Source organism: Streptomyces sp. NPDC001070 (assembly GCF_053598835.1).
On record NZ_JBSFLB010000031.1, the window covers coordinates 77793 to 104599 of the forward strand.

27 protein-coding genes are annotated in these 26807 nt (G+C 73.0%); 11 read left to right on the plus strand and 16 right to left on the minus strand.

From position 1 onward, the window contains the following. Nucleotides 1-46: 46 nt before the first annotated feature. Nucleotides 47-826, minus strand: coding sequence for a GntR family transcriptional regulator (locus ACWDAS_RS32045; RefSeq protein ID WP_450398020.1), 780 nt, complete (start codon nt 824-826; stop codon nt 47-49). Between the two features lie 225 nt (nt 827-1051). Here ACWDAS_RS32045 and ACWDAS_RS32050 point away from each other — a divergent pair, with 225 nt between their 5' ends. From ACWDAS_RS32050 to ACWDAS_RS32075, 6 genes are all read left to right on the plus strand, one after another. Beyond that, the gene (locus ACWDAS_RS32050) at nt 1052-2329 is read left to right on the plus strand and encodes an extracellular solute-binding protein (RefSeq protein ID WP_450397965.1); all 1278 of its coding nucleotides are present in this window, start codon (nt 1052-1054) and stop codon (nt 2327-2329) included. Nucleotides 2330-2427: 98 nt separating this feature from the next. Then, the gene (locus ACWDAS_RS32055; RefSeq protein ID WP_450397967.1) at nt 2428-3393 is read left to right on the plus strand and encodes a carbohydrate ABC transporter permease; all 966 of its coding nucleotides are present in this window, start codon (nt 2428-2430) and stop codon (nt 3391-3393) included. Between the two features lie 5 nt (nt 3394-3398). Further along, entirely contained in the window at nt 3399-4286 is an 888-nt protein-coding gene (locus ACWDAS_RS32060) for a carbohydrate ABC transporter permease (RefSeq protein ID WP_450397968.1), read from the plus strand. Beyond that, nucleotides 4283-5806 (plus strand): glycoside hydrolase family 3 protein, encoded by a 1524-nt coding sequence (locus ACWDAS_RS32065; RefSeq protein WP_450397970.1) that lies wholly within the window; start codon nt 4283-4285, stop codon nt 5804-5806. Before ACWDAS_RS32060 ends, ACWDAS_RS32065 begins: the two co-directional genes overlap by 4 nt. Before the next feature lie 44 nt (nt 5807-5850). Continuing rightward, nucleotides 5851-6921 (plus strand): SIS domain-containing protein, encoded by a 1071-nt coding sequence (locus tag ACWDAS_RS32070; protein ID WP_450397972.1) that lies wholly within the window; start codon nt 5851-5853, stop codon nt 6919-6921. 493 nt (nt 6922-7414) lie between these two features. Continuing rightward, on the plus strand, nt 7415-8863 hold the full coding sequence (locus ACWDAS_RS32075; RefSeq protein WP_450398022.1) for a sensor histidine kinase: 1449 nt from the start codon (nt 7415-7417) through the stop codon (nt 8861-8863). 177 nt (nt 8864-9040) lie between these two features. Here the strand turns inward: ACWDAS_RS32075 and ACWDAS_RS32080 are convergent, their stop codons facing one another. After that, a complete protein-coding gene (locus tag ACWDAS_RS32080; protein WP_018563321.1) occupies nt 9041-9298 on the minus strand; it encodes a WhiB family transcriptional regulator in 258 nt (85 codons plus the stop codon). Nucleotides 9299-9615: 317 nt separating this feature from the next. Next, a complete protein-coding gene (locus ACWDAS_RS32085) occupies nt 9616-10584 on the minus strand; it encodes a diacylglycerol/lipid kinase family protein (RefSeq protein WP_450397974.1) in 969 nt (322 codons plus the stop codon). A 74-nt stretch (nt 10585-10658) separates the two neighbouring features. Here ACWDAS_RS32085 and ACWDAS_RS32090 point away from each other — a divergent pair, with 74 nt between their 5' ends. Continuing rightward, the gene (locus tag ACWDAS_RS32090) at nt 10659-11081 is read left to right on the plus strand and encodes a hypothetical protein (protein WP_450397975.1); all 423 of its coding nucleotides are present in this window, start codon (nt 10659-10661) and stop codon (nt 11079-11081) included. Nucleotides 11082-11118: 37 nt separating this feature from the next. On the opposite strand, the gene ACWDAS_RS32095 is transcribed toward ACWDAS_RS32090, so the two are convergent. The 10 genes from ACWDAS_RS32095 to ACWDAS_RS32140 form a co-directional block, all read right to left on the minus strand. Next, nucleotides 11119-12075, minus strand: coding sequence for an RNA polymerase sigma factor SigF (locus ACWDAS_RS32095; protein WP_450398024.1), 957 nt, complete (start codon nt 12073-12075; stop codon nt 11119-11121). A 43-nt stretch (nt 12076-12118) separates the two neighbouring features. Continuing rightward, the gene (locus ACWDAS_RS32100) at nt 12119-12532 is read right to left on the minus strand and encodes an ATP-binding protein (RefSeq protein WP_319138557.1); all 414 of its coding nucleotides are present in this window, start codon (nt 12530-12532) and stop codon (nt 12119-12121) included. Between the two features lie 205 nt (nt 12533-12737). Beyond that, entirely contained in the window at nt 12738-13247 is a 510-nt protein-coding gene (locus ACWDAS_RS32105) for an N-acetyltransferase family protein (protein ID WP_450397977.1), read from the minus strand. Nucleotides 13248-13257: 10 nt separating this feature from the next. Then, nucleotides 13258-14148 carry a 1-aminocyclopropane-1-carboxylate deaminase/D-cysteine desulfhydrase gene (locus ACWDAS_RS32110; RefSeq protein ID WP_450397979.1) on the minus strand — a complete coding sequence of 297 codons (891 nt, stop codon included), beginning with the start codon at nt 14146-14148 and terminating at the stop codon, nt 13258-13260. A 16-nt stretch (nt 14149-14164) separates the two neighbouring features. Then, the gene (locus tag ACWDAS_RS32115; protein ID WP_450397980.1) at nt 14165-15682 is read right to left on the minus strand and encodes a hypothetical protein; all 1518 of its coding nucleotides are present in this window, start codon (nt 15680-15682) and stop codon (nt 14165-14167) included. 114 nt (nt 15683-15796) lie between these two features. Beyond that, on the minus strand, nt 15797-16372 hold the full coding sequence (locus ACWDAS_RS32120) for a TIGR03086 family metal-binding protein (RefSeq protein ID WP_450397982.1): 576 nt from the start codon (nt 16370-16372) through the stop codon (nt 15797-15799). 160 nt (nt 16373-16532) lie between these two features. Then, a complete protein-coding gene (locus ACWDAS_RS32125; RefSeq protein ID WP_450397984.1) occupies nt 16533-17591 on the minus strand; it encodes an NAD(P)H-dependent flavin oxidoreductase in 1059 nt (352 codons plus the stop codon). Beyond that, the gene (locus tag ACWDAS_RS32130; protein ID WP_450397986.1) at nt 17591-18322 is read right to left on the minus strand and encodes a CoA-transferase subunit beta; all 732 of its coding nucleotides are present in this window, start codon (nt 18320-18322) and stop codon (nt 17591-17593) included. The genes ACWDAS_RS32125 and ACWDAS_RS32130 overlap by 1 nt, the downstream gene beginning before the upstream one ends. Further along, nucleotides 18319-19149 (minus strand): CoA transferase subunit A, encoded by an 831-nt coding sequence (locus ACWDAS_RS32135; RefSeq protein WP_450397988.1) that lies wholly within the window; start codon nt 19147-19149, stop codon nt 18319-18321. Before ACWDAS_RS32135 ends, ACWDAS_RS32130 begins: the two co-directional genes overlap by 4 nt. After that, nucleotides 19146-19901: an enoyl-CoA hydratase family protein gene (locus ACWDAS_RS32140; RefSeq protein WP_450397990.1), complete on the minus strand. Its 756-nt coding sequence runs from the start codon at nt 19899-19901 to the stop codon at nt 19146-19148. Before ACWDAS_RS32140 ends, ACWDAS_RS32135 begins: the two co-directional genes overlap by 4 nt. A 54-nt stretch (nt 19902-19955) precedes the next feature. On the opposite strand from ACWDAS_RS32140, the gene ACWDAS_RS32145 reads away from it, so the two are divergent. Continuing rightward, entirely contained in the window at nt 19956-20732 is a 777-nt protein-coding gene (locus ACWDAS_RS32145; RefSeq protein ID WP_450397991.1) for an SDR family oxidoreductase, read from the plus strand. 17 nt (nt 20733-20749) lie between these two features. Beyond that, nucleotides 20750-21673 (plus strand): SDR family oxidoreductase, encoded by a 924-nt coding sequence (locus ACWDAS_RS32150; RefSeq protein WP_450398026.1) that lies wholly within the window; start codon nt 20750-20752, stop codon nt 21671-21673. 303 nt (nt 21674-21976) lie between these two features. Here the strand turns inward: ACWDAS_RS32150 and ACWDAS_RS32155 are convergent, their stop codons facing one another. From ACWDAS_RS32155 to ACWDAS_RS32165, 3 genes are all read right to left on the minus strand, one after another. After that, a complete protein-coding gene (locus tag ACWDAS_RS32155) occupies nt 21977-23134 on the minus strand; it encodes an acetyl-CoA C-acetyltransferase (protein ID WP_450397993.1) in 1158 nt (385 codons plus the stop codon). Between the two features lie 33 nt (nt 23135-23167). After that, entirely contained in the window at nt 23168-23728 is a 561-nt protein-coding gene (locus ACWDAS_RS32160; RefSeq protein ID WP_450398027.1) for a TetR/AcrR family transcriptional regulator, read from the minus strand. A 115-nt stretch (nt 23729-23843) separates the two neighbouring features. Continuing rightward, a complete protein-coding gene (locus tag ACWDAS_RS32165) occupies nt 23844-24629 on the minus strand; it encodes an SDR family oxidoreductase (RefSeq protein ID WP_450397995.1) in 786 nt (261 codons plus the stop codon). A gap of 47 nt (nt 24630-24676) precedes the next feature. Between ACWDAS_RS32165 and ACWDAS_RS32170 the strand changes: the two genes are divergently transcribed. Further along, nucleotides 24677-25825 carry an acyl-CoA dehydrogenase family protein gene (locus ACWDAS_RS32170; RefSeq protein WP_450397997.1) on the plus strand — a complete coding sequence of 383 codons (1149 nt, stop codon included), beginning with the start codon at nt 24677-24679 and terminating at the stop codon, nt 25823-25825. After that, nucleotides 25822-26802: an acyl-CoA dehydrogenase family protein gene (locus ACWDAS_RS32175; protein WP_450397998.1), complete on the plus strand. Its 981-nt coding sequence runs from the start codon at nt 25822-25824 to the stop codon at nt 26800-26802. Before ACWDAS_RS32170 ends, ACWDAS_RS32175 begins: the two co-directional genes overlap by 4 nt. The last annotated feature ends 5 nt before the right edge of the window (nt 26803-26807 follow it).

Consider the following 26807-nt stretch of genomic DNA (forward strand, 5'->3'; position numbering starts at 1 on the left):
ATTGCGGTATGGAAACGATCTACTAGGCCCGGGAACCGCTTGGTGGCTACGGACGTTGCAGGCGAGCCACGAACTTGTAGCGGTCGCCGCGGTAGACCGAGCGCACCCACTCCACCGGTTCGCCGTCCGTGTCGATGGAGTGCCGGGAGAGCAGCAGCATCGGCAGCCCGACGTCCGTGCCGAGCAGGCCCGCCTCGCGCGGGGTGGCGAGCGAGGTCTCGATGGTCTCCTCGGCCTCGGCGAGACGGACGTCGTAGACCTCGGCGAGCGCGGTGTAGAGCGAGGTGTACTTCGCCAGGCTGCGGCGCAGCGCCGGGAAGCGCTTGGCCGACAGATGGGTGGTCTCGATGGCCATCGGCTCGCCGTTGGCCAGGCGCAGGCGCTCGATGCGCAGCACGCGGCCGCCGGCCTTCATGTCCAGCAGCTCGGCCAGCCGGTCGTCGGCGGTGATGTAGCCGATGTCCAGCAGCTGGGAGGTCGGCTCCAGGCCCTGGGCGCGCATGTCCTCGGTGTACGAGGTGAGTTGCAGCGCCTGGGAGACCTTGGGCTTGGCGACGAAGGTGCCCTTGCCCTGGATGCGTTCCAGCCGGCCCTCGACCACCAGCTCCTGCAGCGCCTGCCGCACGGTGGTGCGTGAGGTGTCGAACTCGGCGGCCAGGGTGCGCTCCGGCGGCACCGGGGAGCCGGGGGGCATCGTCTGGGTCAGTTCGAGTAGATGGCGCTTCAGGCCGTAGTACTTGGGCACCCGCGCGGTCCGTCCGGCCGCGGCTGAGGCTGCCTCCGCGGTCTCCGTCACCGCCGCGCCGGCCTCGCCGTCGGTCTCCATCGCCTCTGCTCCCGAGTGCTGTCGTGCTGCCGTCACCGGCTCCTCCGTCGTTCGCGGCTCACATCGTGGCACGGCCCGGGCTCATATCGCGTTACGAGCCCAGATGTCGGTCCGGTAACGGACGCGTCCGGTGCTCTTATACACCCTTGACACCCCTAAAGGTCTAGGCCAAGCTTCGGGCACTGGTCTACACCACTTGGTACTCACTGCCCTGGGGAGGGTGTTGTGAAGCGCAAGCTGATCGCGGCGATCGGTGTCGCCGTCATGGTCGCCGGCGTTGCGGCCTGCGGTTCGGACGACAAGGGCTCCGACAAGGCCGCGGCGCCTAAGGAGATCACCGTCTGGCTGACGGTCGACGCACAGAAGAACTGGCCCGAGCTGGTCAAGCAGGCGGACGACGCCTTCACGGCCAAGCACAAGGGCGTGAAGATCCACCACGAGTACTACGAGTGGACCGCCAAGAACCAGAAGCTCGACGCCGTCCTCGCCACCAAGAGGGTGCCGGACGTCGTCGAGATGGGCAACACCGAGACCCTCGGCTACCTGGTCAAGGGCGCCTTCGCGCCCATCGACAAGAGCAAGTTCGAGAACTCCGGCGACTGGCTGGACGCCCTCGAGGGCTCGGTGACGTACAACGGCAAGACCTACGGCGTGCCTTACTACGCCGGTGCCCGCGTCGGCACCTGGCGCAAGGACGTCGCCAAGTCGGCCGGCGTCACCAAGACCCCGGCCACCTGGGCCGAGCTGACCGACGCGCTCGACAAGATCCAGAAGAAGAACGGCGGCAAGTTCTCCGCCTGGTACCAGCCCAGCCGTGACTGGTACACCGCGCTGGCCTTCGTCAAGGACGCCGGCGGCGACGTGGCCAAGGAGGACGGCGGCAAGTGGACCGCCACCCTCTCCGACCCGAAGTCCATCGAGGGCCTGAAGACCTGGAAGGGCGTCCTCGACAAGTACTTCCACGGCGACAAGAACAAGGACGAGTCCGACCGCTACATCGTCTACGGCCAGGGCAAGTCCGCGCTCATCTACGGCGCGAGCTGGGAGGGCGGCGCCGCCGCCGACCCGAAGACCGACAAGACCGGCAAGCTGAAGGACAACCTGGAGACCTTCGCGCTGCCCGGCCCGAACGGCGACCTGCTGCCGAACTTCATCGGCGGCTCGGACCTGGTCATCCCGGCCAAGTCCGCGGCCCAGGACCTCGCCGCCGACTGGATCAACGGCTTCACCGACACGGCCGCCCAGAAGGTCCTGATCTCCAAGGGCAACCTGCCCAACGCCAAGTCGCTGCTCGCCCCGCTGAAGGACGACCCGGCCACGGCCGCCTCGGCCCGCGCCAACGAGAACACCTGGTTCGTCCCGACCGCCCCGGGCTGGCTGCAGGTCGAGAAGAAGCAGATCCTGCAGAACATGCTGAACGACATCGCCGTCGGCAAGGCGTCCATCGAGGACGCGACCAAGTCCGCCGACGAGCAGATCAACGCGGTGATCAACGCCGGCTGACCGGCACACGGGCAACACAGTGATCGACGCCGGCCGGCCGCCCCAGGGCGGCCGGCCCCGGCGCGACGCCAGGGACTGGAGTAGCCGAGGAGCACATGATGAGTGCCGTTGACACACCTCTCGACAAGGTGCCGCGCTCGCGGCCGGCGGGACCGGGCCGCAAGCCACGCCGCTTCGGCGGAGCCGCGCTCCCATGGACGCTGCTCGCGCCGACCATCGGCGTCCTGCTGCTGGTCCTCGGCTATCCGCTGGTCCGGCTGGTCACCCTGTCCTTCAAGCAGTTCGGGCAGGCCGAGCTCTGGCAGGGGCTGCCCGGCGACTGGCAGGGATTCGCCAACTACACCCACGTCCTGGGGGACTCCGTCTTCTGGGCCGTCGTCCTGCGCACGCTGCTCTTCACCATCGCGGCGGTGCTGCTCACGCTCGTCGTCGGCATGGCCGTGGCCCTGCTGCTCCAGCGGGTCTCGCCCTGGGTCAAGGCGCTGATCAACATCGTGCTGGTGGCGAGCTGGGCGATGCCCGTCGTCGTCGCCATCACCATCTTCAAGTGGATGTTCGACAGCGACTACGGCGTCCTCAACTGGCTGCTCAGCCGGCTGCCGGGAGTGGACTTCAGCGGCCACAACTGGTTCACCGACACCAAGCAGGGGTTCCTCGTCATCACCCTCATGGTGGTGTGGGGCGCCATCCCCTTCGTCGCCATCACCCTGCACGCCGGCCTCACCCAGGTGCCCAAGGAACTGGAGGAGGCCGCCCGCATGGACGGCGCCGGCCCCGCCAAGGTATTCCGGCACGTCACCCTTCCGGTGCTCAAGCCGATCATCGTCATGCTGACGACGCTGTCGGTCATCTGGGACATGGGCGTCTTCCCGCAGGTCTTCCTCATGCGCGACGGCCACCCCGAGCCCGAGTACCAGGTCCTCACCACCTACTCCTACGACCAGGCCTTCGTCGCCAACGACTACGACGCCGGCGCGGCCATCGCCGTCATCACCGTGCTGCTGCTCCTCGGCGTGATGGCCGTCTACATGCGCCAGATGCTGAAGATCGGAGAGGTGGAGTGACGACCATGCTCGACACGGCTCCCGCCACGACGGCGCCCGCCCCCGCTCCGGCCTCGCGCGCCGCCCGGCGGCCCCGGCGCAAGGGGCGGACGGTCTACAACCTGCTCGGCCTGCTGGTCGTGGTGATCGGCGGCTTCCCGGTCTACTGGATGCTGAACACGGCGTTCAAGCCCGCCAAGGACGCCATCGACCCGGACCCCAAGCTCTTCCCGACCAGCCTGTCCTTCCAGAACTTCTCCGACGCCCTCGACGTCGGCGACTTCTGGGGATCGGTCGGCCGCAGCCTGATCGTCTCCGCCTCCACGGTCGGCCTCGGCCTGGTCATCGGCCTGCTGGCGGCGCTGGCCATCTCCCGCTTCGTCTTCCGCGGCCGCAAGGCGGTGATCGTCGCGATCCTCGCCGTGCAGATGGTGCCGCTGGTCGCGATGATCATCCCGGTCTTCCTGCTGCTCAACCAGATCGACCAGATCGACAAGCTCTCCGGGCTCATCATCACGTATCTGACCTTCGTGCTCCCCTTCACGGTGTGGACGCTGCGCGGCTTCATCGTCAACATCCCCAAGGAGCTGGAGGAATCGGCGATGGTCGACGGCTGCACGCGCATGGGCGCGTTCTTCCGGATCATCCTGCCGCTGCTCGCCCCCGGCCTCGTCGCCACCTCGATCTACGCGCTGATCCAGGCCTGGAACGAGTACCTGTACGCGATGCTCATCATGAGCCAGGAGCACCAGACGGCCACCGTGTGGCTCGGCAACTTCGTCACCTCGCGGGGCACGGACTACGCGCCGATGATGGCCGGTTCGACCATGATGGGCATCCCCGTGGTGATCTTCTTCCTGATCGTGCAGCGCAAGGTCGCCGCCGGACTGACCGCCGGGGCGGTGAAGGGATGACCGAGACCTTGAGCCAGATCCACGACGGCGCGGCGGACGCCGACGCGCTCGTTCGCGACGCCCTCACCGTCCTGCAGCCGGGCTTCCACGGCACCATCGCACCCGAGTGGCTGCTGCGCCGGCTCGCCGAGGGACTGGGCTCCGTCGCCCTGTTCGCCCGCAACATCGAGTCGCCCGGGCAACTGGCCGCGCTCACCGCGCAGCTGCGCGCGGTGCGGCCGGACGTCCTGATCGCCGCCGACGAGGAGGGCGGTGACGTGACCCGGCTGGAGGCCCGCACCGGCTCCTCCTTCCCGGGCAACCTCGCCCTCGGCGCCGTCGACGACACCGCCCTGACCCGCGACGTCGCCGCCGAGCTCGGCCGCCGGCTGGCCGCCTGCGGGGTCAACCTCAACTGGGCACCCTCCGCCGACGTCAACTCCGACCCCCGCAACCCGGTCATCGGCGTGCGCTCCTTCGGCTCCGAGCCGCTGCTCGTCGCCCGGCACACCGCCGCGTACGTCGAGGGCCTGCAGTCCGCCGGAGTCGCCGCCTGCACCAAGCACTTCCCCGGCCACGGCGACACCTCCGTCGACTCGCACCACGCCCTGCCCCGGGTGGACGTCGACCTGGGCACCCTGCACGCCCGTGAACTCGCCCCGTTCCGCGCCGCCCTGACGGCCGGCACCAAGGCCGTCATGAGCGCGCACATCCTCGTGCCCGCCCTCGACCCGGACCGCCCCGGCACCCTCAGCCCCGCCGTGCTGACCGGGCTGCTCCGCGACGAACTGGGCTACGACGGCCTGATCGTCACCGACGGCATCGAGATGCGCGCCATCGCCGACGCCTACGGCATCGAGCGCGGCACCGTCCTCGCGCTCGCCGCGGGCGCCGACGCCATCTGCGTGGGCGGCGGCCTCGCCGAGGAGGAGACGGTGCTCGCCCTGCGCGACGCCATCGTCGCCGCCGTACGCGACGGCGACCTGCCCCGCGAGCGGCTCGCCGACGCCGCCGGGCGGGTTCGGGCGCTGGGCGCCTGGGCCGCCGAGCGGTCCGCGGCGCCCGCGAGCACGGCGCCGGACCCCGGGATCGGCCTGGTCGCGGCCCGCCGCGCGCTGCGCGTGACCCGCACCGACGAGTACCTGCCGATCGCAGAGGCGCCCTATGTCGCCGCCTTCACCCCGGTCGCCAACATCGCGGTGGGCGACGAGACCCCGTGGGGCGTCGCCGCCGAACTCGACCGGATCTTCCCGGGTACGGTGACCGGCAGCTTTCGCGAAGGTGACGCTTCGGCCGGAAATGTGCTGCGGTCGGCGGGGAACCGTAGGATCGTCGCAGTGGTCCGTGACGTGCATCGTCACCCCTGGATGGCCGAGGCGCTGGGCTCGCTGCTCGCCGCCCGTCCGGACACGGCGGTGGTGGAGATGGGCGTCCCCCAGGCGCCGCCGTCCGGCGCGCTGCACATCGCGACCCACGGCGCGGCCCGTGTGTGCGGGCGAGCGGCCGCGGAGGTCATCGCGGGCAAGGAGGCCGGCGACTGAGGGCCGCAACACATCCGTTCCAGACCGACCTGGAGGCCCACAGAATGTCCGCCCCGACGCCGACCCGGCAGCAGCCGATGCCGGGCCGGATCATGTCCGGCGAGATGGCCGAGCAGCCCGCGGTCCTGCGCCGCATCCTGGCGGAGGGCGCCCCGCGGATCCGGGAGATCGCCGAGCAGGTCGCCGCGCGCGGTCCGCGCTTCGTCCTGCTCACCGCGCGCGGCACCTCCGACAACGCGGCGCTGTACGCGAAGTACCTGGTCGAGGTGGTGCTGGGCAAGCCGGCGGGGCTGACGTCGATGTCGACCACCACCGCCTACGGCGCGCGCCCGGACCTGACGGACTGCCTGGTCATCACGGTCAGCCAGTCCGGCGGTTCGCCCGACCTGGTGGCCTCCACCCGGGCCGCGCGCGAGGCCGGCGCGATCACGCTGGCGGTGACCAACAACGCCGACTCGCCGCTGGCCGAGGTCTCCGAGTTCCACATCGACGTCCTGGCCGGCCCGGAGAAGGCGCTCCCTGCGACCAAGACGTACACGGCCGAGCTGCTCTCCCTCTACCTGTTCGTCGAGGGGCTGCGGGGCGGTGACGGCAGCGCCGCCAAGGTGCTGCCGGAGCTCGCGGAGCAGATCCTCGCGCGCCAGGACGAGGTCAGGACGCTCGCCGCGCGCTACCGCTTCGCCGAGCGCCTGGTGCTGACCTCGCGCGGCTACGGCTACCCGACCGCGAAGGAGGCCGCGCTGAAGCTGATGGAGACCAGCTATATCCCGGCGCTGTCCTTCTCCGGCGCCGATCTGCTGCACGGCCCGCTGGCCATGGTCGACAACGTCTCCCCGGTCATCGCGATCGTCACCGAGGGCAAGGGCGGCCAGGCCCTCCAGCCGGTCCTGGACCGGCTCCGCGGCCGTGGGGCCGACCTGGTCGTCGTCGGCAACCGCGCGTCGGTCGAGGCCGCCTCCGCGGGCTTCGTCCTGCCCACCGAGAGCGTCGCCGAGGAGGTGCAGCCGATCCTGGAGATCCTGCCGCTGCAGATGCTGGCCTACGAGGTCACCATCGCCCGCGGCCAGGACCCCGACGCGCCGCGCGCGCTGGCGAAGGTGACCGAGACGCGCTGAGGCGGCGTCCGGGCGGGCGTGCCGGGCGGGTGAGCGCACCTCATCCGCCCGCACGCCCTTCGTACGTCAGGGGGAGACACCCGATGGCGGGAGGGGCCGGGGGAGCGGGAAGACCGGGGAACCAGGAGACCGGGAGACCGGAAAAGAGGCCCCGAAACCACTTCGGGCCGCGGCGCCGGGACGGGACCCTCAACCCGCCCAGCACCGCAGCCCGGAGCTGCCGTCGACCCGTGGCGCGCGGGGTGTGCGGTTCCCGCGGCCCGTCAGGGCCGACCATGAGGCCTGGCGCAGTCAGGGCAGAGAGCGCCCCGGCCTCGCTCCACCCTTCTGTGCGGGAAGGATGGAAGTTCGGTTCTTTGCGTCAATTCTGGACTAGACCACTAACGACTGTCCACAAGATGGCGCAGTCAGATCATAGGCCGTCGAAGGCCTTTGTGGGGACTGGATGGCAGCGCTTGCCATGAGCGCGGGTACGCTCATTTGCGTGCCCTCCATGAACGATCTCGTACGCCAGCACACCGACCTCGACGATTCCGATCTCGAGTGGCTCCACCTGCTGGTATCGGAGTGGCAACTGCTCTCCGACCTCTCCTTCGCGGACCTCGTGCTGTGGGTCCCGACCAGCGACGGGACCCGCTACGTCTCCGTCGCCCAGATGCGGCCGAACACCGGTCCGACCTCGTACCAGGACGACATGGTCGGCCATCTCGTGCCGCGCGGCCGCCGCCCGATGCTGGACGCCGCACTCGACGAGGGCCGGATCGTCCGGGAGGGTGACCCGGAGTGGCGCGAGGAGGTGCCGGTCCGGGTCGAGTCCATTCCCGTGCGCCGTGCGGGCAGGGTCCTCGGGGTCATCGCCCGCAACACCAATCTGCTCACCGTGCGGACCCCCAGCCGGCTGGAGCTCACCTATCTGCAGAGCGCCTCCGACCTGGCGCAGATGATCGCGGCGGGCGCCTTCCCGTTCCCCTCCGAGCAGGTCGACATGGACGCCTCGCCGCGCGTCGGCGACGGCCTGATCCGGCTGGACGCCGAGGGTGTCGTCCAGTACGCCAGCCCCAACGCGCTCTCCGCCTACCACCGGCTCGGCCTGGCGGCCGACCTCGTCGGCCACCACCTGGGCTCCGTCTCCGCCGAGCTGGCGCCCTCGCGGACCAAGAGCCACGAGGCCCTGGTGACCGTCGCCGGCGGCAGGGCGCCGCGCGAGACCGAGATCGAGGGCAACGGCGGCGTCATCCAGCTGCGCGCGATCCCGCTGAGCCCCAAGGGCACCCACAACGGCTCCCTGGTGCTGCTGCGCGACGTGACCGAGCTGCGCCGCCGGGAGCGCGAGCTGATCACCAAGGACGCCACCATCCGGGAGATCCACCACCGGGTGAAGAACAACCTGCAGACGGTCGCGGCGCTGCTGCGGCTGCAGGCCCGGCGGATGGACTCGGACAAGGGCCGGGAGGCGCTGGAGGAGGCGGTGCGCCGGGTCGGTTCGATCGCGATCGTGCACGAGACGCTGTCGCAGAACCTCGACGAGTGCGTGGAGTTCGACGAGATCGCCGACCGCGTGCTGGCGATGGTCGCCGAGATCTCCCCCGGCAGGGTCACCACGCGCCGTAGCGGCCGGTTCGGCATCCTGACGGCCGAGGTCGCCACCCCGCTGTCGATGGTCCTCACCGAGCTGCTGCAGAACGCCCTGGAGCACGGCTTCGGGCCGGGCGAGCAGGGCACGGTCGAGGTGGCCGCCGAGCGGCGCGAGGAGAAGCTGGCGATCGCGGTGCGCGACGACGGGCGCGGGCTTCCCGCGGAATTCGACCCCCAGCGGGCCGGCAATCTCGGACTGCAGATCGTACGGACCCTGGTGGTGGGGGAGTTGGGTGGCACGTTCGACATGGTCCCGGCCGAGGAGCGCGGGACGACGGTCGTCCTGGAACTGCCGCTGGAGGGGTGACGCCGGAAGGGGCGGCGCCCGGGAGGACGGCGCCACGAGGGGGCGGCGCCAGGTGGGGCGCCCGTCAGCGGGAACGCCGGAGCCCCGGCTGCTCGGGGAGCGGCCGGGGCTCTTCGCGTCGCGATGCTGCGCGGTTCGGAGGTGCTGCGCGCTGCGGCTCGGGGGTAAGCGAGTGCGTCAGGCGCTGGCGTTGCGGGCGCGGTTGCGGGCGGCGCGGCGCTTCATCGCGCGACGCTCGTCCTCGCTGAGGCCACCCCACACGCCGGCGTCCTGGCCGGTCTCCAGCGCCCACTGCAGGCACTGCTCCATCACGGGGCAGCGGCGGCAGACGGCCTTGGCTTCCTCGATCTGCAGCAGCGCAGGACCGGTGTTGCCGATAGGGAAGAAGAGCTCGGGGTCTTCCTCGCGGCAAACGGCGTTGTGACGCCAGTCCATGGCTGCTCCATCTCCTTGTGTTGCATGTAAGTTGCTTGTGAATGTGAACGCTTTCACGAATCCCTGGACACGACACGGGACATCGCCCAGTCTCCTGGTGCGGTCCCGCTGGGGTGTGGTGAGGATTCCGGCTGCCGAGGACGCCCGATGAGCGGCTGTCCCGATCGCCAGGAAGAGCCTCGCAAACCTGGGCTGCGGATACAACCCCTTCCGGAAAGTTTTTTTTGATTCCTCGGTGTCGGCTCCGTCACAGCCGTACTTCCATGGGGTGCAGGGCAGCCTAAACGTTCGAGTGAAAGGACTTTATGTCCTTCTGCTTACACAATCACACGCAGTGCACGGCGAACGCCTGTGAAGGTTGCGCTCATTCGCAATCCCAGGTGGTCTCCGTCCACCTGGAAGGGCAGTGGCGCCTGCGAATGCAAGGTGAAGTCCGTCAGATCGTGCAGGGACGTCGCGTGCTTGCCCTGCGGTCCGCGCTCCGGGGTCGAACGGAGCAGCTGGGTGGCGTAGCGGGCGACCGCCGCGCTGGACAGCCGGGACAGTCCGAGCACGTCGAGGGCGGTGTCGAAGGAGGCCCGCGGCGAGGCGTACACCGGACGGTTGCCCAGGTAGGTCCACGGCGAGGTGTTGCAGACGATGGCCAGGACGAGGTCGGTCACCGGGTCCTCGCCCGGCCGCTCCAGGGTGATCGCGCCGTTGCGGCGGTTCGGCTCGGCGAGGAACTGGCGCACGACCTGGCGTATGTAGAGCGCGTGCGTGGAGCGCTTGCCGTGCTCGCGCTGCTGCTCGACCCGGCCGACGACGCCGGCGTCGAACCCCAGTCCGGCGCAGAAGGTGAACCAGCGGGCCGGCACGCCCTCGTCCTCCGTGCCGGGCGTGCCGCTCACCAGGCCCAGCCCGACCGTGCGGGAGCTGCGCTCGCGCAGCGCGTCCAGCAGTGCGCCGGTGGCCTCCACGGCGTCGTTGGGCAGGCCCAGGGCGCGCGCGAACACGTTCGTGGACCCGCCGGGCACGACCGCGAGTTTCGGCAGGCCGTCGGGGTCGGGACCGTTGTGCAGCAGCCCGTTGACCACCTCGTTGACCGTGCCGTCCCCGCCCAGGGCGACGACCAGCTCGATCTCCCCGCCCTCTGCGGCCTGCCGGGCGAGGTCGCGCGCGTGACCGCGGTACTCGGTGGCGGCGACCTCCAGCTTCAGATCGCTGGCGAGCGCGTGCGCGAGCACGTCACGCGTGCGGGCGCTGGTGGTGGTGGCGGCTGGATTGACCACGAGAAGGGCGCGCATGCCCGCCAGCGTACCTACCGGGCGGTACCGGGCCGCACCTCTGGTCCGCAAGTCACGGCGGCTACCCTGCTGGGGTGAGTGGCAACGAGAAGCCCGCGCAGCCGGGCCGTACGCGCCGCCTCGCGGCGGCGGCCGCGGTCGCGGCACTGGAAGGCGCCGCCCTGGCGGCCTGGGGCATCGCGATGCTGGTCCTGGGGATCCTCGGCCACCCGGACAGCCCGCGCCAGGCGGAGGCCGGGGGCGTGACCGTTCTCGCACTGGCGGCGATGCCGCTGGCGGCCGCCTTCGGGCTCTGGCACGCGCGCCGCTGGAGCCGCGGTCCCGCCCTGATCATCCAGCTCGTCGCACTCCCCGTGGCCTGGACCATGGTGCAGGCCGGAGGCGTCATGATCGCCGCAGGTGCCGCGCTCGGCGCGGCGGCCCTCGCCGAGCTGGTGCTCCTCGTCCACCCCGCGGCCACGGACGCCCTCGGGATCGGGCGCACCGCCGAGCAGTGAGCCGCGGCGCCCGAGGGCGCCGCCGGTCACCTTCCCGTCACTCCTCGACCAGGAGCTTGTCGCGCAGCTGGGCCAGCGTGCGGGCCAGCAGCCGGGAGACGTGCATCTGGGAGATGCCGACCTCCTGGGCGATCTGCGACTGGGTCATGTTCCCGAAGAAGCGCAGCAGCAGGATCTTCTTCTCCCGCGGCGGCAGCTGCTCCAGCAGCGGCTTGAGCGACTCCCGGTACTCCACGCCCTCCAGGGCGTCGTCCTCCGCGCCGAGGGTGTCGGCGACCGCCGGCGACTCGTCGTCGGTGTCGGGGACGTCCAGGGAGAGCGTGCTGTACGCGTTGGCGGATTCGAGGCCCTCCAGGACCTCCTCCTCCGTGATCTTCAGGTGCTCGGCCAGCTCGTGCACCGTCGGGGCCCGCCCGTGCCGCTGCGAGAGCTCTCCGGTCGCCGTGGTGAGGGCGAGCCGCAGCTCCTGCAGACGGCGCGGGACGCGCACCGCCCAGCCCTTGTCGCGGAAGTGCCGCTTGATCTCGCCGACGACGGTCGGGGTCGCGTACGTGGAGAACTCCACGCCGCGGTCCACGTCGAAGCGGTCCACGGACTTGATCAGCCCGATCGTGGCGACCTGGGTCAGGTCGTCCAGCGGCTCGCCGCGGTTGCGGAACCGCCGGGCGAGGTGCTCGACCAGCGGCAGGTGCATGCGGACCAGCTTGTTGCGCAGCTCGGCGCGCTCCGGAGAGCCCGGCGGGAGCTTGCTGAGCTCCACGAAGAGCGCCCGGGCCCCGGCCCGGTCGTGGGCCGCGTCGTGCCCGTGCTCCTCGTGCTGCTCCTGCTCGTGCTCCTGCTGCTCCTGCTCCTGCGCCATGCGATCCGCCCGATCCGCCTGATCCGTCTGCCCGGCCGCGTCACTGCCCCCGAGGCCGGCCACCGGCCCGGTGCCAGGGTGCGGCCGCGCCTCGTGCCGCCGCGCGGCAGGGGCGGGTACGGGGCGGCCCCGCACTCCCGGCGTGCTGCCTTCCAGATCGTTCACGGCGATTCCCCCGTTACAGCTGTCCCGGTCCGGCACCGCGCTTCTTGTGCAGGGCGATGCTCACGGTCTTGTCGTCGGCCACGCTGGAGTCCACCTCGCCGGCCAGCGCGGACAGCACCGTCCAGGCGAAGGTGTCGCGCTCCGGGGCGCGGCCGTCGGTGGTGGGCGCCGACACGGTCACCCACAGGGCGTCTCCGACCAGGCGGAAGACGCAGCTCAGCACGGACCCCGGGACGGCCTGCTGGAGCAGGATGGCGCACGCCTCGTCCACGGCGATGCGCAGGTCTTCGATCTCGTCGAGGGTGAAGTCCAAGCGGGCCGCGAGTCCTGCCGTCGCCGTACGCAGCACCGACAGATAGGCCCCCGCCGCGGGCAGCCGGACCTCGACGAAGTCCTTCGACCCGGGCTCGCCTGCGATCTGGGACACCCTCACCTCCAAGGTGGCACACGCACTGCCCTCATTGGCATTGCACTGATCTGGTTCGCTTCGCCAGCGACGCTATCGCGATCCGTACCCCGGTGTCGCCCGGACGGAGCACGGTCGCCGTCGTGAATGAGCCCTGGCCCGGCACCCCACGACTGTCACCCATAGTAGGCGTACGGGCACGCAACGTCGCTAGTGGTCGGTGGTCTCAATTCGAAAGAGATGTCGCTTTGTTGACACGGGCCTGTTCGGCGAGGTCGCGCAGGGGGTCACCGGTCAGTCGTTGTACCGTCCATTCGTCCTGGGGACGGGCGCCCATCGCACGGTAGAAGGCGATGGACGGCTCGTTCCAGTCCAGCACCGACCATTCGAAGCGTTCGTAGCCCCGCTCGACGCACACGGCGGCCAGCTCGGCGAGCAGAGCCTTTCCGTGGCCGCCGCCGCGCGCCTGGGGGCGCACGTACAGGTCCTCCAAGTACACACCGTGGGTGCCGGTCCAGGTGGAGAAGTTCCGGAACCACAACGCGAAGCCCACGGGCGCGCCCGTGGTGTCGTCCTCGGCCACGTGCGCGAAAACGGCCGGATCCGGACCGAAGAGCGCGTCGTGGAGCTGCTGCGGGGTGGCCCGCGCACTGTCCGGCTCCCGCTCGTACTCCGCGAGTTCGCGGATCATCGCGTGGATCTCCGGGACGTCGGCAGGTGTCGCGGCTCGGATCATGCCAGCAAGGCTAACCGGTCGGGCGCCCGGTCACGACGGCCGCGACCGTCGTCCCGGGCGCGAAGGCACCTTCTTCGGCCAGCGAGAACAGGCCGTGGAGCATTTTCGCGACGTACACGGAGTCCGGGACGAAGCCGTGGCGCGCGCCGAAGTCCTCCGCGAAGGCCTCGAGCGCCGGCGTGGTGCGCGCGTAGCCGCCGTGGTGGAAGCGGTCGTCCAGCCGCCACCGGCCGCGCGGCCCGCCGAAGGCCGCCTCCTGGAGCCGCCGTATCTCCTCGGCCAGGAATCCGCCTCCCTTGAGGACCGGAAACCCCACGGCCCGCTGCCCGGGATCCAGCCCGGCCGCCAGCCCTGCAAGGGTGCCGCCCGTGCCGCAGGCCACGCCCACGACGTCCGCCGTGCCGCGCAGCTCCTCGCCGAGCGCCGCACAGCCCCGCACGGCAGGCGCGTTGCTGCCGCCCTCGGGGACGACGTAGGCGGGGCCGAGGCGGTCCAGCAGCGCGGCGAGCACCTCGGGCTCGTCCTTGCGCCGGTAGGTGGCCCGGTCGACGAAGTGCAGCCGCATGCCGTCGGCGGCGGCCCGCGCCAGGGAGGGGTTGAGCGGGCGCCCGGCCAGCTCGTCGCCGCGGACGACGCCCGTGGTCGCCAGGCCGAGCAGCCGGCCCGCCGCGGCGGTGGCACGCAGATGGTTCGAGTACGCGCCGCCGAAGGTGAGCAGGGACCGGTGGCCGCCGTCGAGGGCGGCCCGCAGGTTCAGGTGCAGCTTGCGCCACTTGTTGCCGGGAAGGTCGGGGTGGATCAGGTCGTCCCGCTTGACGAGCATCCGGATGCCGCGTCCGCTCAGCCGCGCGTCGTCGCGCAGCTCGACCAGCGGGGAGGGCAGGCGGACGTCCGGGATCACCCGTCCATTGTCGCCGTCACCTGGGCGAGAGGTGGACGCGGTAGCCCTGGTGGTAGTTCAGGTGGGGCAGCGGCGCGGAGGGCCAGTCGCGGGCGTAGGCGGGCGGCTGACCGCCCTGTGGCGTGAGGACGGCGACCGGCCGGCTGCGGGCGATCCGCAGGATGCCGGCCGGGGTCAGGTTCTCGTTGTGGCCGGCGGTCTGGCCGGACGCGCAGTGGGCCTGGTAGCCGACGGGCGTGGCCAAGGGCCCGGTGACCAGGCACGGCGGCCGGACGCCCAGCCGGTGCAGCTCCGCGGCGATGCGGGTGTAGTCCTCGTTCCCGATGGTCGAGCTCCGCACGGCGCGGTGGAGCACGATCTGCTGGGTGACGAGCTGTGCGAGCACGACCGCGATCACCGCCCCGGTGACGGCGGGGCGCAGCGCAGGCCGTACACGCGCGGGCAGCCGGACCAGGCACTCGGCGGCGGGCAGGGCGAGCAGGGCGTAGGCGGGAAGCAGGAAGCGCGGCGCGGCGTAGTCGATGAGCACCAGGTACGGCAGCGCCAGGGACAGGCCGCACGCCGCGGGCAGGAACCGCGCCCCGGGCGCCTGACCCTCGCGCCGCGGCGCGAGGGCGATCCCGGCCGCCACCAGGACGGGCAGCGCGAACCACCACACGGCGTCGCCCTTGTGCCGCCAGACGGCGTCGCAGGGGCGGCACAGCGTGTGGGAGGCATCCAGGGTGCTCAGCTGGTCGGCGAAGGCCAGGTGCCAGCCGAGGCCGCCCTCGATCGCGTTCGCGCGGTCCATCCGGGCGAGGATCCCCCCGTAGCTGGTGAACGCCTCCACGACCCACTGGACGCCGCCCAGCAGCACCCCGGCCGCGATGACGGCGAGCAGCAGGAGGCGGCGCCGGCCGCGGAGGAAGAGCGCGGCCACGCCCAGCGGGAGGGCCAGCCACGCGGCGTCGTGCGGCCGCAGCAGGGTCAGCGCGGCGAACGCCAGGCCCAGGCCGGCGAGCGCGCCCCGCCCGGTGTGTCCCGGCGCCGCCGCGCGCAGGTAGCAGCCCACGGCGATCAGGGCGGTCAGCGCCACCCAGAGGTTGGGCATCGCCTGGGGGCCGTACAGCAGGGTCACCCACAGTCCGGTGAAGAGCAGCCCGGCCAGCGCCACCACCTTGGTGCCGAGCAGCGGCCGCCACAGCCACAGGGCGAGGAAGAGCGCCGCGCCCGACAGCGCCGCCAGGTAGACGCGCAGCGCGAGGGTCGACGTGGTCAGCAGCGCCACGGGCGCGACGAGCGCCGGCACGCCGCGGGAGCGCGGCGCGCTGAAGAACGCCGCGGGGATGTCCGGGGAGACCTGGCTGACGTAGACCGACTCGTCCCAGCCCAGGCCCATGCCGGGCGCGACGACCAGGAGGAGCTGGACCACGGTGAAGAGCGCCGCCAGGGAGGCGAGCAGGAGGACCTCGGAGTGCCGGCGGCTGCGCGGCGGTGCGGCGTGGCGCGCGCGGGGCCGGGCATCCGGTGACGTCACGTCATGCGTCGTCGCCATAGTGCGCATGGCAACAGCCGGGGCCCACGCGATCAAGGCGGCGCGCCGCTCCCCGGGGCAGCTGGACCGGGTGGGGTGAGTGCTCCCGGGCCCGTTCGCCGGACCGGGCCGCCGTCAGGGGTGACGGCCGCTGAGGCAGAGCAGCCGCGTCTGCTCGTCGGCGTCCGGCGGCGGGTCCACCGGGTCGGCGAACAGGCCGCTCCCGGCCAGCTCAGCCGCGAACGGCGCTACTTCGCGCAGCGTCGCGGCGGCCAGGCCGCCGGGCATCGTCTCGTCGCCGCCGATCGCCCGTGCCAGGTCCCAGCCGTGGATGGCCGCGTCGGACATCATCTGCGCACAGTAGTCGGCCGCGGAGGTGTCGCCGAACGACAGGTGCACGGTCCGGTCGAGCGCCTCGGGGGCCTGGAAGGCCTCGCGCGCCGCCGCGGCGGCGCGGTCCCAGGCGGCGACGGGATCGTCGCCGAGCCGGTCGCCCCCGTAGGTGTCGCCGACCTCGTCGATCGCCGAGCCGTCCGTCACCAGGGGCGGCACCCAGAGCTGTTCGACGGTCAGATGGTTCACCAGGTCGCGGACCGACCACTGGCTGCACGGGGTCGGCGCCGACCACTGGTCGTCGCGGACGGCGTGCACCTGCGTCGTGAACCAGTCGATCGCCTCGTCGAAACTCCGCTGGATCTCGTTGGCGGCCATGTCCTCATTGTCGGCCGGGAGAGGGACCTCCGCAGTCCGGGCGGCGACGGCCACGGCGGGGCCGGCGGCACGGTGCCCGCGTCCCAGCGGATCGCGGAGCACCGTGCGGAACCAGGCGCCGGGTACGGCCGCGCCCGGCTGGGGGCCTTCCAGGTACCCGTCAGGGCGTGCCGAGCGCGGCCAGCCGGGCGAGGGTCCGCTCGGCGTCGGCCATGACGCGCTCGACGAGTTCCGCACAGGAGGGCAGGTCGGCGATGACGCCCGCGACCTGCCCGGCGGCCATCACCCCGAGGTCCGGGCGGCCGTCGACCATCGCGGACTTGAGCATCATCGGCGTACTGGCGGCGAACAGGGTCTGACTCCACGTCAGTTTTCTGCCGTGCCGCATCGCCAGGCCGTCGCGCACCATGGCGTGCGCGCTCATCCCCGAGACGCGGCGGAAGGCCGCCGCGTGCCGCAGCGCGCGCAGCAGGGCGGCGGCCCTCCCCGAGCGCTCCAGGGCGGCCACCAGGTCGGTGCGGAGCATGCGGTGGGGCAGCCCGTCGACGCGGTCGGTGACGACGACGTCCCGCACGGAGGCGGCCAGATAGCGGGCCTTGACCGCGTCGGGCACCGGGCTGTCGGAGGTGAGCAGGAAGCGGGTGCCCATGCCGACGCCCGCCGCGCCGTAGGCGAGGGCGGCGGCCAGGCCGCGGCCGTCGAAGAAGCCGCCAGCCGCGATCACGGGGATGCCGACCGCGTCCACGACCTGAGGCAGCAGCACCGTGGTGGCGACGTTCCCGGTATGGCCGCCGCCCTCGCCGCCCTGCACCAGGACGGCGTCCGCGCCCCAGGCGGCGACCTTCTCGGCGTGCCGGCGCGCCCCGACGGAGGGGATGACGACGACTCCCGCGTCCTTGAGGCGGGCGATCAACTCGCGGGAGGGGGCCAGCGCGAAGGAGGCGACGCGGACGCCCTCCTCGATGACGATGCGCACCCTTTCCGCGGCGTCGCCCGCGTCCGCCCGCAGGTTGACCCCGAAGTGCGCCCCCTTGGTGCGTTCCCGCACCTCGCGCACGGCCTCGCGCAGCCGGTCGGGGGTCATGGTGGCCGAGGCGAGGATGCCGAGCGCCCCGGCGTTGGCCGTGGCCGACACCAGGCGGGGACCGGCGACCCAGCCCATGCCGGTCTGCACCAGGGGGTGGCGGATTCCGACGAGCCGGGTCAGCGCGGTCTCCATCAGCCCCGCACCTCCCGCTCCCGCAGCCCCTCGGGGTCGAGGACGGTGCGGATCAGCCGCAGTTCCCCGGCGCCGGGCCGGCGGGTGCACGGCAGGTCCGCGGGCACCGGGAGCGGGAAGCCGGTGGCCTCCTGGAGGTCCGTGGGGCTCACCCCGGGGTGCAGGGAACGGACGCGCATGGTGCGGTCGGGGGTCTCGAAGTCGAAGACGCCGAGGTCGCTGACGACGCGCCGGATGTCGTGGAACCGGGTGGCCGACGGGCCGGCCGCCGCCGCCCGGTCGTGGCCGACGCCGCACACCATGTCGACGCGTTCGACGAAGACCCGGGGCGAGTGCCGCGGCACCCAGTAACTGGTCGGATTGTTGAGCGTGTTGACGGGGGCGCCGCGCACCCCCAGCAGCTGCCGCGAGGGCCGGTGCCAGTCGCCGATGCAGGAGATGTTCTGGTTGCCGTACCGGTCGAGCTGGCTCGCGCCCATCATCACGTGCCGCCGCCCGCCGGTGACCAGCGCCAGGTGCTGTCGGTACGGCAGCCAGCCCTCCACCTCGCCCGCCGCGTCCAGCAGCAGGGCCTCGCCGTCGGTGAGCAGCAGATCGGGCGCGAAGGTCAGCCGGGCCAGCCGCGCGCCCAGGGAGGGGATCAGGCCCATGGGGCTGGCCAGGATCTCGCCGTCGCCGCGCCATGCCTCGGCGCAGGCGACGACGGCGTACTCGGCACGGGTGGGATTCACGGGCGCCCCTCCGCTCCGCCGGACAGCAGCCGACCGGCGAAGGCCGCCCATGCGCCGGGGTCGGCGGCGGCCCTGGCGTACTCCCGCTGGAAGGCCTCGTCGCGGTCGTAGTCCGGGACGCAGGAGGTGAAGTGCGCGCCGAGGGGGGCCTCGATGATCCCGGTGACGAATTGCCGCTTCACCAGCAGGGATTGCGGGCCCGCGGCCTTGAGCAGGTCGGCCGTGTCGACGATGCGTTCGCACGACACATAGGCGGCGTCCGCCGCCTGGCAGAAGAGGTCGTCGAAGTACGGGTCCGGGCCCAGGTACTGGCCGTTGCCGCGGGCGTCGGCGCGATTGAGGTGGACCAGTGCGGCGTCCAGGCGCAGCGCGGGGACGGCGACCAGCTCCTCGCCGTCGTCGTACGGCGAGGTGATCGTCCGCAGCGCGGGGTTGACCCGCATCACGTCGGAGCCGAGCCCCGCGCGGAGCGGCAGGAAGGGCAGCCGGTGCGCGGCGGCCGTCAGGCCCCACATCAGCATCGCCTCGTCCAGCTCGGTGAACTCGAAGGCACCGCGCTGCCGGGCGGCGCGGAAGTGCGGTTCGAGCGGGATCGAGTCCAGGCTGACGAACGCGGCGACCAGCTTGCGGATCCGGCCCGCCGCGGCCAGCAGGCCGACGTCCGGCCCCCCGTAGGAGACGACGGTCAGGTCCGTGACGCCGGAGCGCAGGATGGCCTTCACCAGGGCCATCGGCTTGCGGCGGGACCCCCAGCCGCCGATGCCGACCGTCATGCCGGAGCGGAGCGCGGACGCCACCTCGTCCGCGGTCATGACCTTGCCGCTCACCGCCGCCTCCCGGAACCGGACACGAAGGCGTCGCGGTGCCGGTCCGCGACGCCGCTGAGGTTGGCCTCGAAGGTGAAGCCCTGTTCGAAGCGGTAGCTGCGGCGGACGTCGACGGGGTCGATACCGTTGATGGCGGCTTTGGCGAGACGCAGGAGCTCGCCGTCCTTGGCCGCGATCTCACGGGCGAGGCCGAGGGCCGCGGCGTCGAGGTCCTCGCGCGGCACGACCTGCCAGACGGAGCCGTGGCGGTGCAGTTCCGCGGCGGTGACGGTGCGCGAGGTGAAGTAGAGCGTGCGCATCAAGTGCTGGGGTACCAGGCGCGCGAGATGGGTGGCCGCGCCCAGGGCGCCCCGGTCCAGCTCGGGCAGTCCGAAGGCGGCGTCCTCGGCGGCGACGACGGCGTCCGCGTTGCCGACCAGGCCGACGCCGCCGCCGAGGCAGAAGCCCTGCACGGCCGCGACGACCGGCACCTCGCATTCGTAGACGGCGGCGAAGGCCTCGTAACAGCCGCGGTTGGCGCCGATCAGGGCGGTGTGGCCCGCGGTGCGCTGCATCTCCTTGATGTCGACGCCCGCGTTGAAGCCGCGGCCCTCGGCGCGCAGGACGACGCAGCGGGTGTCCTGGTCGCGGCCGGCGGCGCGCAGCGCGTCGGCGAGCTCGTACCAGCCGCGTACGGGAAGGGCGTTGACCGGCGGATGGTCGACGGTGACGGCGGCGACGCCGGGTTCGGGGTGCGAGGTGGAGACAGTCATGCGAGGATCAGCTACCTTTCCACCAAACGTTTGTTAGGGGAAAGGTACTCCGGCGTGAGCGTGACTGTCGATCTGTCGGACCGGGTCGCCGTCGTCACCGGCGGCACGCGCGGCGTCGGCGCGGGTATCGCCACCGCCTTCGCGGAGGCCGGCGCGCGCGTCGTGGTCTGCGCCCGCCGGCCGCCTCCGCGGCAGGCCCCCGGCGGGGCCCGCTTCCACGCGGTGGACCTGCGCGACCCGGCCGCCACGGCGCAGTGCCTGCGCGCGGTGGCGGAGGCGTACGGACGCATCGACGTCCTCGTCAACAACGCGGGCGGGACGCCTTACCGGCTGCTGGGCGAGGCGGAACCCGAGCGGCACGCACGCGTCGTCGAGCTCAACCTGATCGCGCCGCTCAACGCCTCGCTGGCGGCCCATGAGGTGATGAGGCGTCAAGCAGAGGGCGGTGCGATCGTGATGATCGGCAGCGTCAGCGGCACCCGGCCCTCACCGGGCACGGCCGCCTACGGGGCCGCCAAGGCCGGCCTGGAGAGTCTGGCGCGCTCCATGGCCGTCGAATGGGCCCCGCTGATCCGGGTCAACACCCTTGTGCTCGGCATGGTCCGCACCGAGCTGTCGCATCTGCACTACGGCGACGAGGACGGCGTCGCCGCGGTGGAGCGCACGGTGCCGCTCGGGCGGCTCGCGGAGCCGGGGGAGGTGGGCGACGCCTGCGTCTTCCTCGCGTCCGAGCGGGCCCGCTACATCAGCGGAGCCAGTCTGCACCTGCACGGCGGAGGGGAACCCCCGGCGTTCCTCGCCGCGGCCCGGAACGGAGGCGGGACGGGATGACGCGAGAGGACGGCTGGATGACGGGAATCTGCACCGGGCGCGTGGTCGCCGTCACCGGGGCGGGGCGCGGGCTCGGCCGTGCGCACGCCCTCGCGTTCGCAGCCGAGGGGGCCGAAGTCGTGGTGAACGACCTCGGCGTCGGTCCCGACGGCGCCGGGGGCTCGGCCGCTCCCGCGCACGAGGTCGTCGCCGAGATCCGCGCCCGCGGCGGTGCGGCCGTCGCGCACGACGGCGACATCGCCACCCCCGCGGGCGCCGCCTCACTGGTCACCACCGCCCTGGACGCCTTCGGACGTCTTGACACCCTGGTCAACAACGCGGGCTTCCTGCGCGACCGCATGCTGGTCAACCTGGACGAGGACGACTGGGAAGCCGTCCTGCGGGTGCATCTGACCGGACATTTCCTGCCGTTGAAGCACGCGGCCGCGTACTGGCGCGCCGAGACCCGGGCGGGCCGCACCCCCGACGCGCGGGTCGTCAACACCACGTCGGGCGCGGGGCTGCTCGGCAGCGTCGGGCAGGGCAACTACGCGACGGCGAAGGCGGGCGTCGTCGGCCTGACGCTCGTGGCGGCGGCAGAGCTGGCGCGCTACGGGGTACGGGTGAACGCCGTCGCACCGGCGGCCCGCACCCGGATGACCGAGCGGGTCTTCGCCGAGGCCATGGCCGCGCCCGGCGCCGGTGCTTTCGACACGATGGCGCCGGAGAACGTCTCGCCGCTCGTCGTCTGGCTCGGGTCCGCCGCCTCGGCCGGGGTCACGGGGCGCGTCTTCGAGGCCGAGGGCGGCCGCCTCACGGTCATGGAGGGCTGGCGGCCGGGCCCCACAGCCGACCGGGGCGCGCGCTGGACGCCCGCGGAGGCGGGGGAGGCCGCCGTGAGACTGCTGACGGCGGCGGAGCCCCCGGGCCGGGTCTACGGGTCGCGTACGGAGGGGGAATGACGCGGGGGCGGTGACGCGGGCCCTCGACGCCGCTGGCGGGTGCGGTGCCCGACACCGGGCGGTTCCGGGTGAGGGCGCGGCATGCCGCCGCGCCGGCGGAGTCCGCGCACACCGGGCGTGTGCGGTGGTGCCCGGCCAGGCTCGGCCGTCCCCCGGTGTACGTCGTACTGCCCCGGCCGCTGCCGAGATGTCCGGAGGCGCCTTCGGGGCCGCCGCGTGGCGGGCGGACCCACCCGCGCGCCGGGTGATCGCGGCGCTCGCCCTGTGCGCGCGGCCCCGCGGCGCGGGACCCCGTCCCCGGCCTCAGAGCCGTTCGATGATGGTGACGTTGGCCTGGCCGCCGCCCTCGCACATGGTCTGGAGGCCGTACCGCCCGCCGGTGCGCTCCAGTTCGTGCAGAAGGGTCGTCATCAGCTTCACGCCGGTCGCGCCCAGCGGGTGGCCCAGAGCGATGGCGCCGCCGTTGACGTTGACCCGGTCGGGGTCGGCGCCGGTCTCCTTGAGCCAGGCGAGGACGACCGGGGCGAAGGCCTCGTTGATCTCGACCAGGTCGATGTCGTCGATGGTCATGCCGGTCTTCTTCAGGGCGTGGGCGGTCGCCGGTATGGGGGCGGAGAGCATGCGGACGGGGTCCTCCCCGCGCACCGAGAGATGGTGGACGCGGGCCCGCGGGGTGAGCCCGTGCTCGCGGACCGCGCGCTCGGAGGCGATGAGCATGGCCGAGGCCCCGTCGGAGACCTGGGAGGAGAGGGCGGCGGTCAGCCGGCCGCCCTCGACCAGGGGCTTGAGTCCGGCCATCTTCTCCAGGGAGGTGTCACGGCGCGGGCCCTCGTCGGCGGTCACGCCCGCGTACGGGGCGAGTTCGCGGTCGAAGCGGCCCCCGTCGGCGGCGGCGATCGCACGCCGGTGGGAGCGCAGCGCGAACTCCTCCATGGCCTCGCGGGTGATGCCCCACTTCCCGGCGATGAGCTCGGCGCCGTGGAACTGGCTCACCGGCGTGCTCCCGTAGCGGGCGCGCCAGCCCTCGGAGCCGGCGAAGGGGCCCGCCGTCATGCCGAGCGGTTCGACGGCCCTGTGGTTGGCGTATCCGATGGGGATGGCGGACATGTTCTGGACGCCGCCGGCCACGACGAGGTCCTGGGTGCCGGACAGCACGCCCTGGGCGGCGAAGTGGACGGCCTGCTGGGAGGAGCCGCACTGGCGGTCGACGGTGACGCCGGGGACCTCCTCGGGCAGCCCGGCCGCCAGCCAGCTGGTGCGGGCGATGTCGCCGGCCTGCGGGCCGACCTGGTCGAGGCAGCCGAAGACGACGTCCTCGACGGCGGCCGGGTCGACCCCCGAGCGTTCCATCAGCGCCTTCAGGATGTGGGCGCCCAGGTCGGCGGGGTGGACCGCGGACAGCCCGCCGCCGCGCCGCCCGACGGGGGTGCGGACCGCTTCGACGATGTAGGCCTCGGTCATGACTGCTCCTCCGTGTGAACGAGTGTCGCTCTGTCATTCCCGGACGGCGACGCCGTCCAGCACCATCGACAGGTACTGCCGGGCGATCTCCTCGGGGCTGTGCTGCCCGCCGGGCCGGTACCAGGACGCCGCGACCCAGACCGTGTCGCGGACGAAGCGGTACGCCAGCCGCAGGTCGAGGTCGGCGCGGAACACCCCGGCGGCGGCGCCGCGTTCCAGCGTCCCGAGCCACAGCCGCTCGAACCTGCGCTGGGACTCGGCGAGATAGGCGAAGCGCGGCTGGGCCGCCGCCAGGTGCCGGGCCTCCCGCTGGTAGATCGCGACGGCGTCCAGATGCCGGTCGATCTCCCGGAAGGACTCGGTGACCAGGGCCTCCACGGTCTCCCGGGGGCCGAGGCCGGCCGCGAGCACACCGTCGTAACCGGCCCACAGCTCGTCGAGGAAGGCCGACAGGATCTCGTCCAGCATCGACTCCTTGGAGTCGAAGTGGTAGTAGAGGCTGCCCGCGAGCATCCCCGCCTCGTCGGCGATCCGCCGGACGGTGGTGGCGTTGTAGCCCTGAGCGGCGAACACCCTGGCGGCGGTCGCGAGGATCTCGGCGCGGCGACCGTCGGAGGGGGCCCCGGCGCCCGTGGGGCTCTTGGCGGTCTTCGGCGCGGTCTTCGGCGCGGTCTTCGGCGTGGTCTTCGGCACGGGGATCATTCTCGCTTCAGGCGTGCTGGCTGCTCACGGGGACGACCTCCCCGGTCATGTACGAGGAGTAGCCGGAGGCCAGGAAGACGATCACGTTGGCGACCTCCCAGGGCTCGGCGTGGCGGCCGAAGGCCTCGCGCGCGGTCAGCTCCTCCAGCAGTTCGGGAGTGGTGACCTTCACCAGGTGCGGGTGCATGGCGAGGCTGGGGGAGACGGCGTTGACCCGCACCCCGTAGGCCGCCGCCTCCACCGCCGCGCAGCGGGTGAGCGCCATGACCCCGGCCTTGGCCGCGGCGTAGTGCGCCTGCCCGGCCTGGGCGCGCCAGCCGACGACGGAGGCGTTGTTGACGATGACGCCGCCGGCCCCGGCGGCCTTCATCCGGCGCAGGGCGGCGCGGGTGCAGCGGAAGGTGCCGTTCAAGGTGACGTCCAGGACCCTCGCCCACTGGTCGTCGGTCATCGCGGTGAGCTCGGCGGTGCCGCCGAGCCCGGCGTTGTTGACCACGACGTCGAGCCGTCCGTGCCGCCGCTCCGCGAGGTCGAACAGGGCCGCGACCTGGGCCTCGTCCGTGACGTCGCAGGGCAGCCCGGCCACCCGGTCCGCCCCGAACTCGTCCGCCAGGGCCGCCGCGCACTCCCTCAGCCGCCGCTCGTGGGCGTCGCCGATCACCACCCGGGCGCCCTCCTCCAGCAGGCGCCGGGCGGTCGCGCCGCCGATGCCGGCGCCCGCGGCGGCGGTGACGACCGCGGTGCGATCCGCCAGCAGCGCGTGGCCCGGTTCGTACGGGGGTGGTGGAGTCACGCCACCGACGTTAATCTACCAAACACTTGTTAGGGAAGGGGGAGCGGGTGGATCTTGACTTCACCCCCGGGGAACGGTCGTTCCGGCACGAGGCGCGGGAGTGGCTCGCCGCGCACGTCCCCGCCGTCCCGCTGCCCTCCCTGGAGACCGCCGAGGGCTTCGCCGCCCACCGCGCCTGGGAGCGCCGGCTGGCCGCCGACCGGTGGTCCGTCGTCTCCTGGCCCGCCGCCTACGGGGGACGGGGCGCGTCGCTCACCGAGTGGCTGGTCTTCGAGGAGGAGTACCACGCGGCCGGGGCGCCCGGCCGGGTCAGCCAGAACGGCATCAGCCTGCTCGCCCCCACCCTCCTCGAACACGGCACCCAGGAGCAGCGCGAGCGTGTCCTGCCGCCCATGGCACGCGGGGAGGTGATCTGGGCGCAGGCCTGGTCCGAGCCGGAGGCGGGCTCCGACCTGGCCTCGCTGCGCTCCACAGCCACCCGCACCGACGGCGGGTGGCTGCTGCGCGGCCAGAAGACCTGGTCCTCGCGGGCCGCATTCGCCGACCGCGCCTTCGGGCTGTTCCGCAGCCACCCCGAGACGCCGCGCCCCCATCAGGGGCTGACCTATCTGATGTTCGGCCTCGGCGCGCCCGGCGTGACCGTGCGCCCCATCGGCCGCCTCGACGGCAAACCGGCCTTCGCCGAGCTCTTCCTGGACGACGTCTTCGTGCCCGACGCCGACGTCGTCGGCGCACCCGGCGACGGCTGGCGCGTGGCCATGAGCACGGCGGGCGACGAGCGCGGACTCACCCTGCGCAGCCCCGGCCGTTTCACGGCGGCCGCCCGCCGCCTGGCGGCCCTGTGGCGCGCCCGCGGCGAGGACGCGGATCCGGCGGCCCGCGACCGTGTCGCGGACGCGCTGATCGGCGCCCGCGCGTACCAGCTGGCCGCCTACGCCGACGCCGCCCGCGTCGCCGACGGAGGCACTTCCGGCGCCGCGTCCAGCCTGAACAAGGTCTTCTGGTCCGAGCTGGACATCGCGCTGCACGAGACGGCGCTCGACCTGCTCGGCCCGCTGGGCGAGGCAGCCGAGGGCCCCTGGGCCGAGGGGTACGTCTTCGCCCTCGCCGGGCCTGTGTACGCCGGCACCAACGAGATCCAGCGCGACATCATCGCCGAGCGGCTGCTCGGGCTGCCGAAGGGGCGCCGCCGATGAGGTTCCTGCCGACCGCCGAGCAGACCGAGTTCGCCCGCACCCTGGACCGCATGCTCACCGCCGCCGGTACGCCCGCGACCGCCCGCGCGTGGGCGGCGGGGGACCACGCCCCGGGGCGGCGGCTGTGGGCCCGGCTCGCGGACGCCGGGATCTTCGCGCTGGCCGTCCCGGAGGCGTACGGCGGCTACGGCCCGCGCCCCGTCGAGCTCGCCCTCGCCTTCGTCGAACTGGGCCGGCACGCCGTCCCCGGCCCGGTCGTCGAGACGGTGGCCGCCGCCGCGCTCCTGGACGCGCTCCCCGACCCGGGCCCCGCCAAGGAGTGGCTGCCCCGTGTCGCCGCCGGCCGGGCGGTGCTCACCCTCACCGCCCCCGAGGGCGGCCACGCCCTCGACGCGGACGCCGCCGACGCGGTCCTGCTCGTGACCGGCGACCGGCTGCTGCTGGCCCGCGACCACGGCCCCGTCCACGCCTCCCTCGACCCCGCCCGCCGCCTGGCCCGCCCGGATTCCGGCAGCGCGGCGGTGCTGGCCGCCGGGCCCGCCGTCCCGGCCGCGGCCGCCCGCGCCGCCGACCGGGCCGCGCTCGTCACCGCCGCCCAGTCCCTCGGCGCCGGCCTCGCGCTGCTGGCCCGTACGGTCGGGCATGTGCGGCGGCGGCACCAGTTCGGCGTCCCGGTCGGTTCCTTCCAGGCCGTCAAGCACCGCCTGGCCGACACCCTGGTCGCCGTCGAGTTCGCCCGTCCCCTGCTGCACGGCGCCGCCGTGACCGGGACCGGGGCCGACATCGCCGCCGCCAAGGCCGCCTGCGGCGAGGCCGCCTACGCGGCGGCACGCACCGCGCTGCAGCTGCACGGCGCCCTCGGCTACACCGCCGAGTACGACCTGTCCCTGTGGCTCACCAAGGCCCGCGCGCTGCGTTCCGCCTGGGGCTCACCGGCGCGGTGCCGGGCCCGCGTGCTGGCGGAGACGCCCCCTTGAGCCCG

Bases quoted from the DNA above. Each gene is read 5' to 3' on its own strand.
- ACWDAS_RS32045 (WP_450398020.1), bottom strand. From the start codon at position 826: ATGGAGACCGACGGCGAGGCCGGCGCGGCGGTGACGGAGACCGCGGAG.
- ACWDAS_RS32055 (WP_450397967.1), top strand. From the start codon at position 2,428: ATGAGTGCCGTTGACACACCTCTCGACAAGGTGCCGCGCTCGCGGCCG.
- ACWDAS_RS32060 (WP_450397968.1), top strand. From the start codon at position 3,399: ATGCTCGACACGGCTCCCGCCACGACGGCGCCCGCCCCCGCTCCGGCC.
- ACWDAS_RS32065 (WP_450397970.1), top strand. From the start codon at position 4,283: ATGACCGAGACCTTGAGCCAGATCCACGACGGCGCGGCGGACGCCGAC.
- ACWDAS_RS32070 (WP_450397972.1), top strand. From the start codon at position 5,851: ATGTCCGCCCCGACGCCGACCCGGCAGCAGCCGATGCCGGGCCGGATC.
- ACWDAS_RS32075 (WP_450398022.1), top strand. From the start codon at position 7,415: ATGAACGATCTCGTACGCCAGCACACCGACCTCGACGATTCCGATCTC.
- ACWDAS_RS32080 (WP_018563321.1), bottom strand. From the start codon at position 9,298: ATGGACTGGCGTCACAACGCCGTTTGCCGCGAGGAAGACCCCGAGCTC.
- ACWDAS_RS32085 (WP_450397974.1), bottom strand. From the start codon at position 10,584: ATGCGCGCCCTTCTCGTGGTCAATCCAGCCGCCACCACCACCAGCGCC.
- ACWDAS_RS32105 (WP_450397977.1), bottom strand. From the start codon at position 13,247: ATGATCCGAGCCGCGACACCTGCCGACGTCCCGGAGATCCACGCGATG.
- ACWDAS_RS32115 (WP_450397980.1), bottom strand. From the start codon at position 15,682: ATGGCGACGACGCATGACGTGACGTCACCGGATGCCCGGCCCCGCGCG.
- ACWDAS_RS32120 (WP_450397982.1), bottom strand. From the start codon at position 16,372: ATGGCCGCCAACGAGATCCAGCGGAGTTTCGACGAGGCGATCGACTGG.
- ACWDAS_RS32125 (WP_450397984.1), bottom strand. From the start codon at position 17,591: ATGGAGACCGCGCTGACCCGGCTCGTCGGAATCCGCCACCCCCTGGTG.
- ACWDAS_RS32140 (WP_450397990.1), bottom strand. From the start codon at position 19,901: ATGACTGTCTCCACCTCGCACCCCGAACCCGGCGTCGCCGCCGTCACC.
- ACWDAS_RS32150 (WP_450398026.1), top strand. From the start codon at position 20,750: ATGACGGGAATCTGCACCGGGCGCGTGGTCGCCGTCACCGGGGCGGGG.
- ACWDAS_RS32155 (WP_450397993.1), bottom strand. From the start codon at position 23,134: ATGACCGAGGCCTACATCGTCGAAGCGGTCCGCACCCCCGTCGGGCGG.
- ACWDAS_RS32175 (WP_450397998.1), top strand. From the start codon at position 25,822: ATGAGGTTCCTGCCGACCGCCGAGCAGACCGAGTTCGCCCGCACCCTG.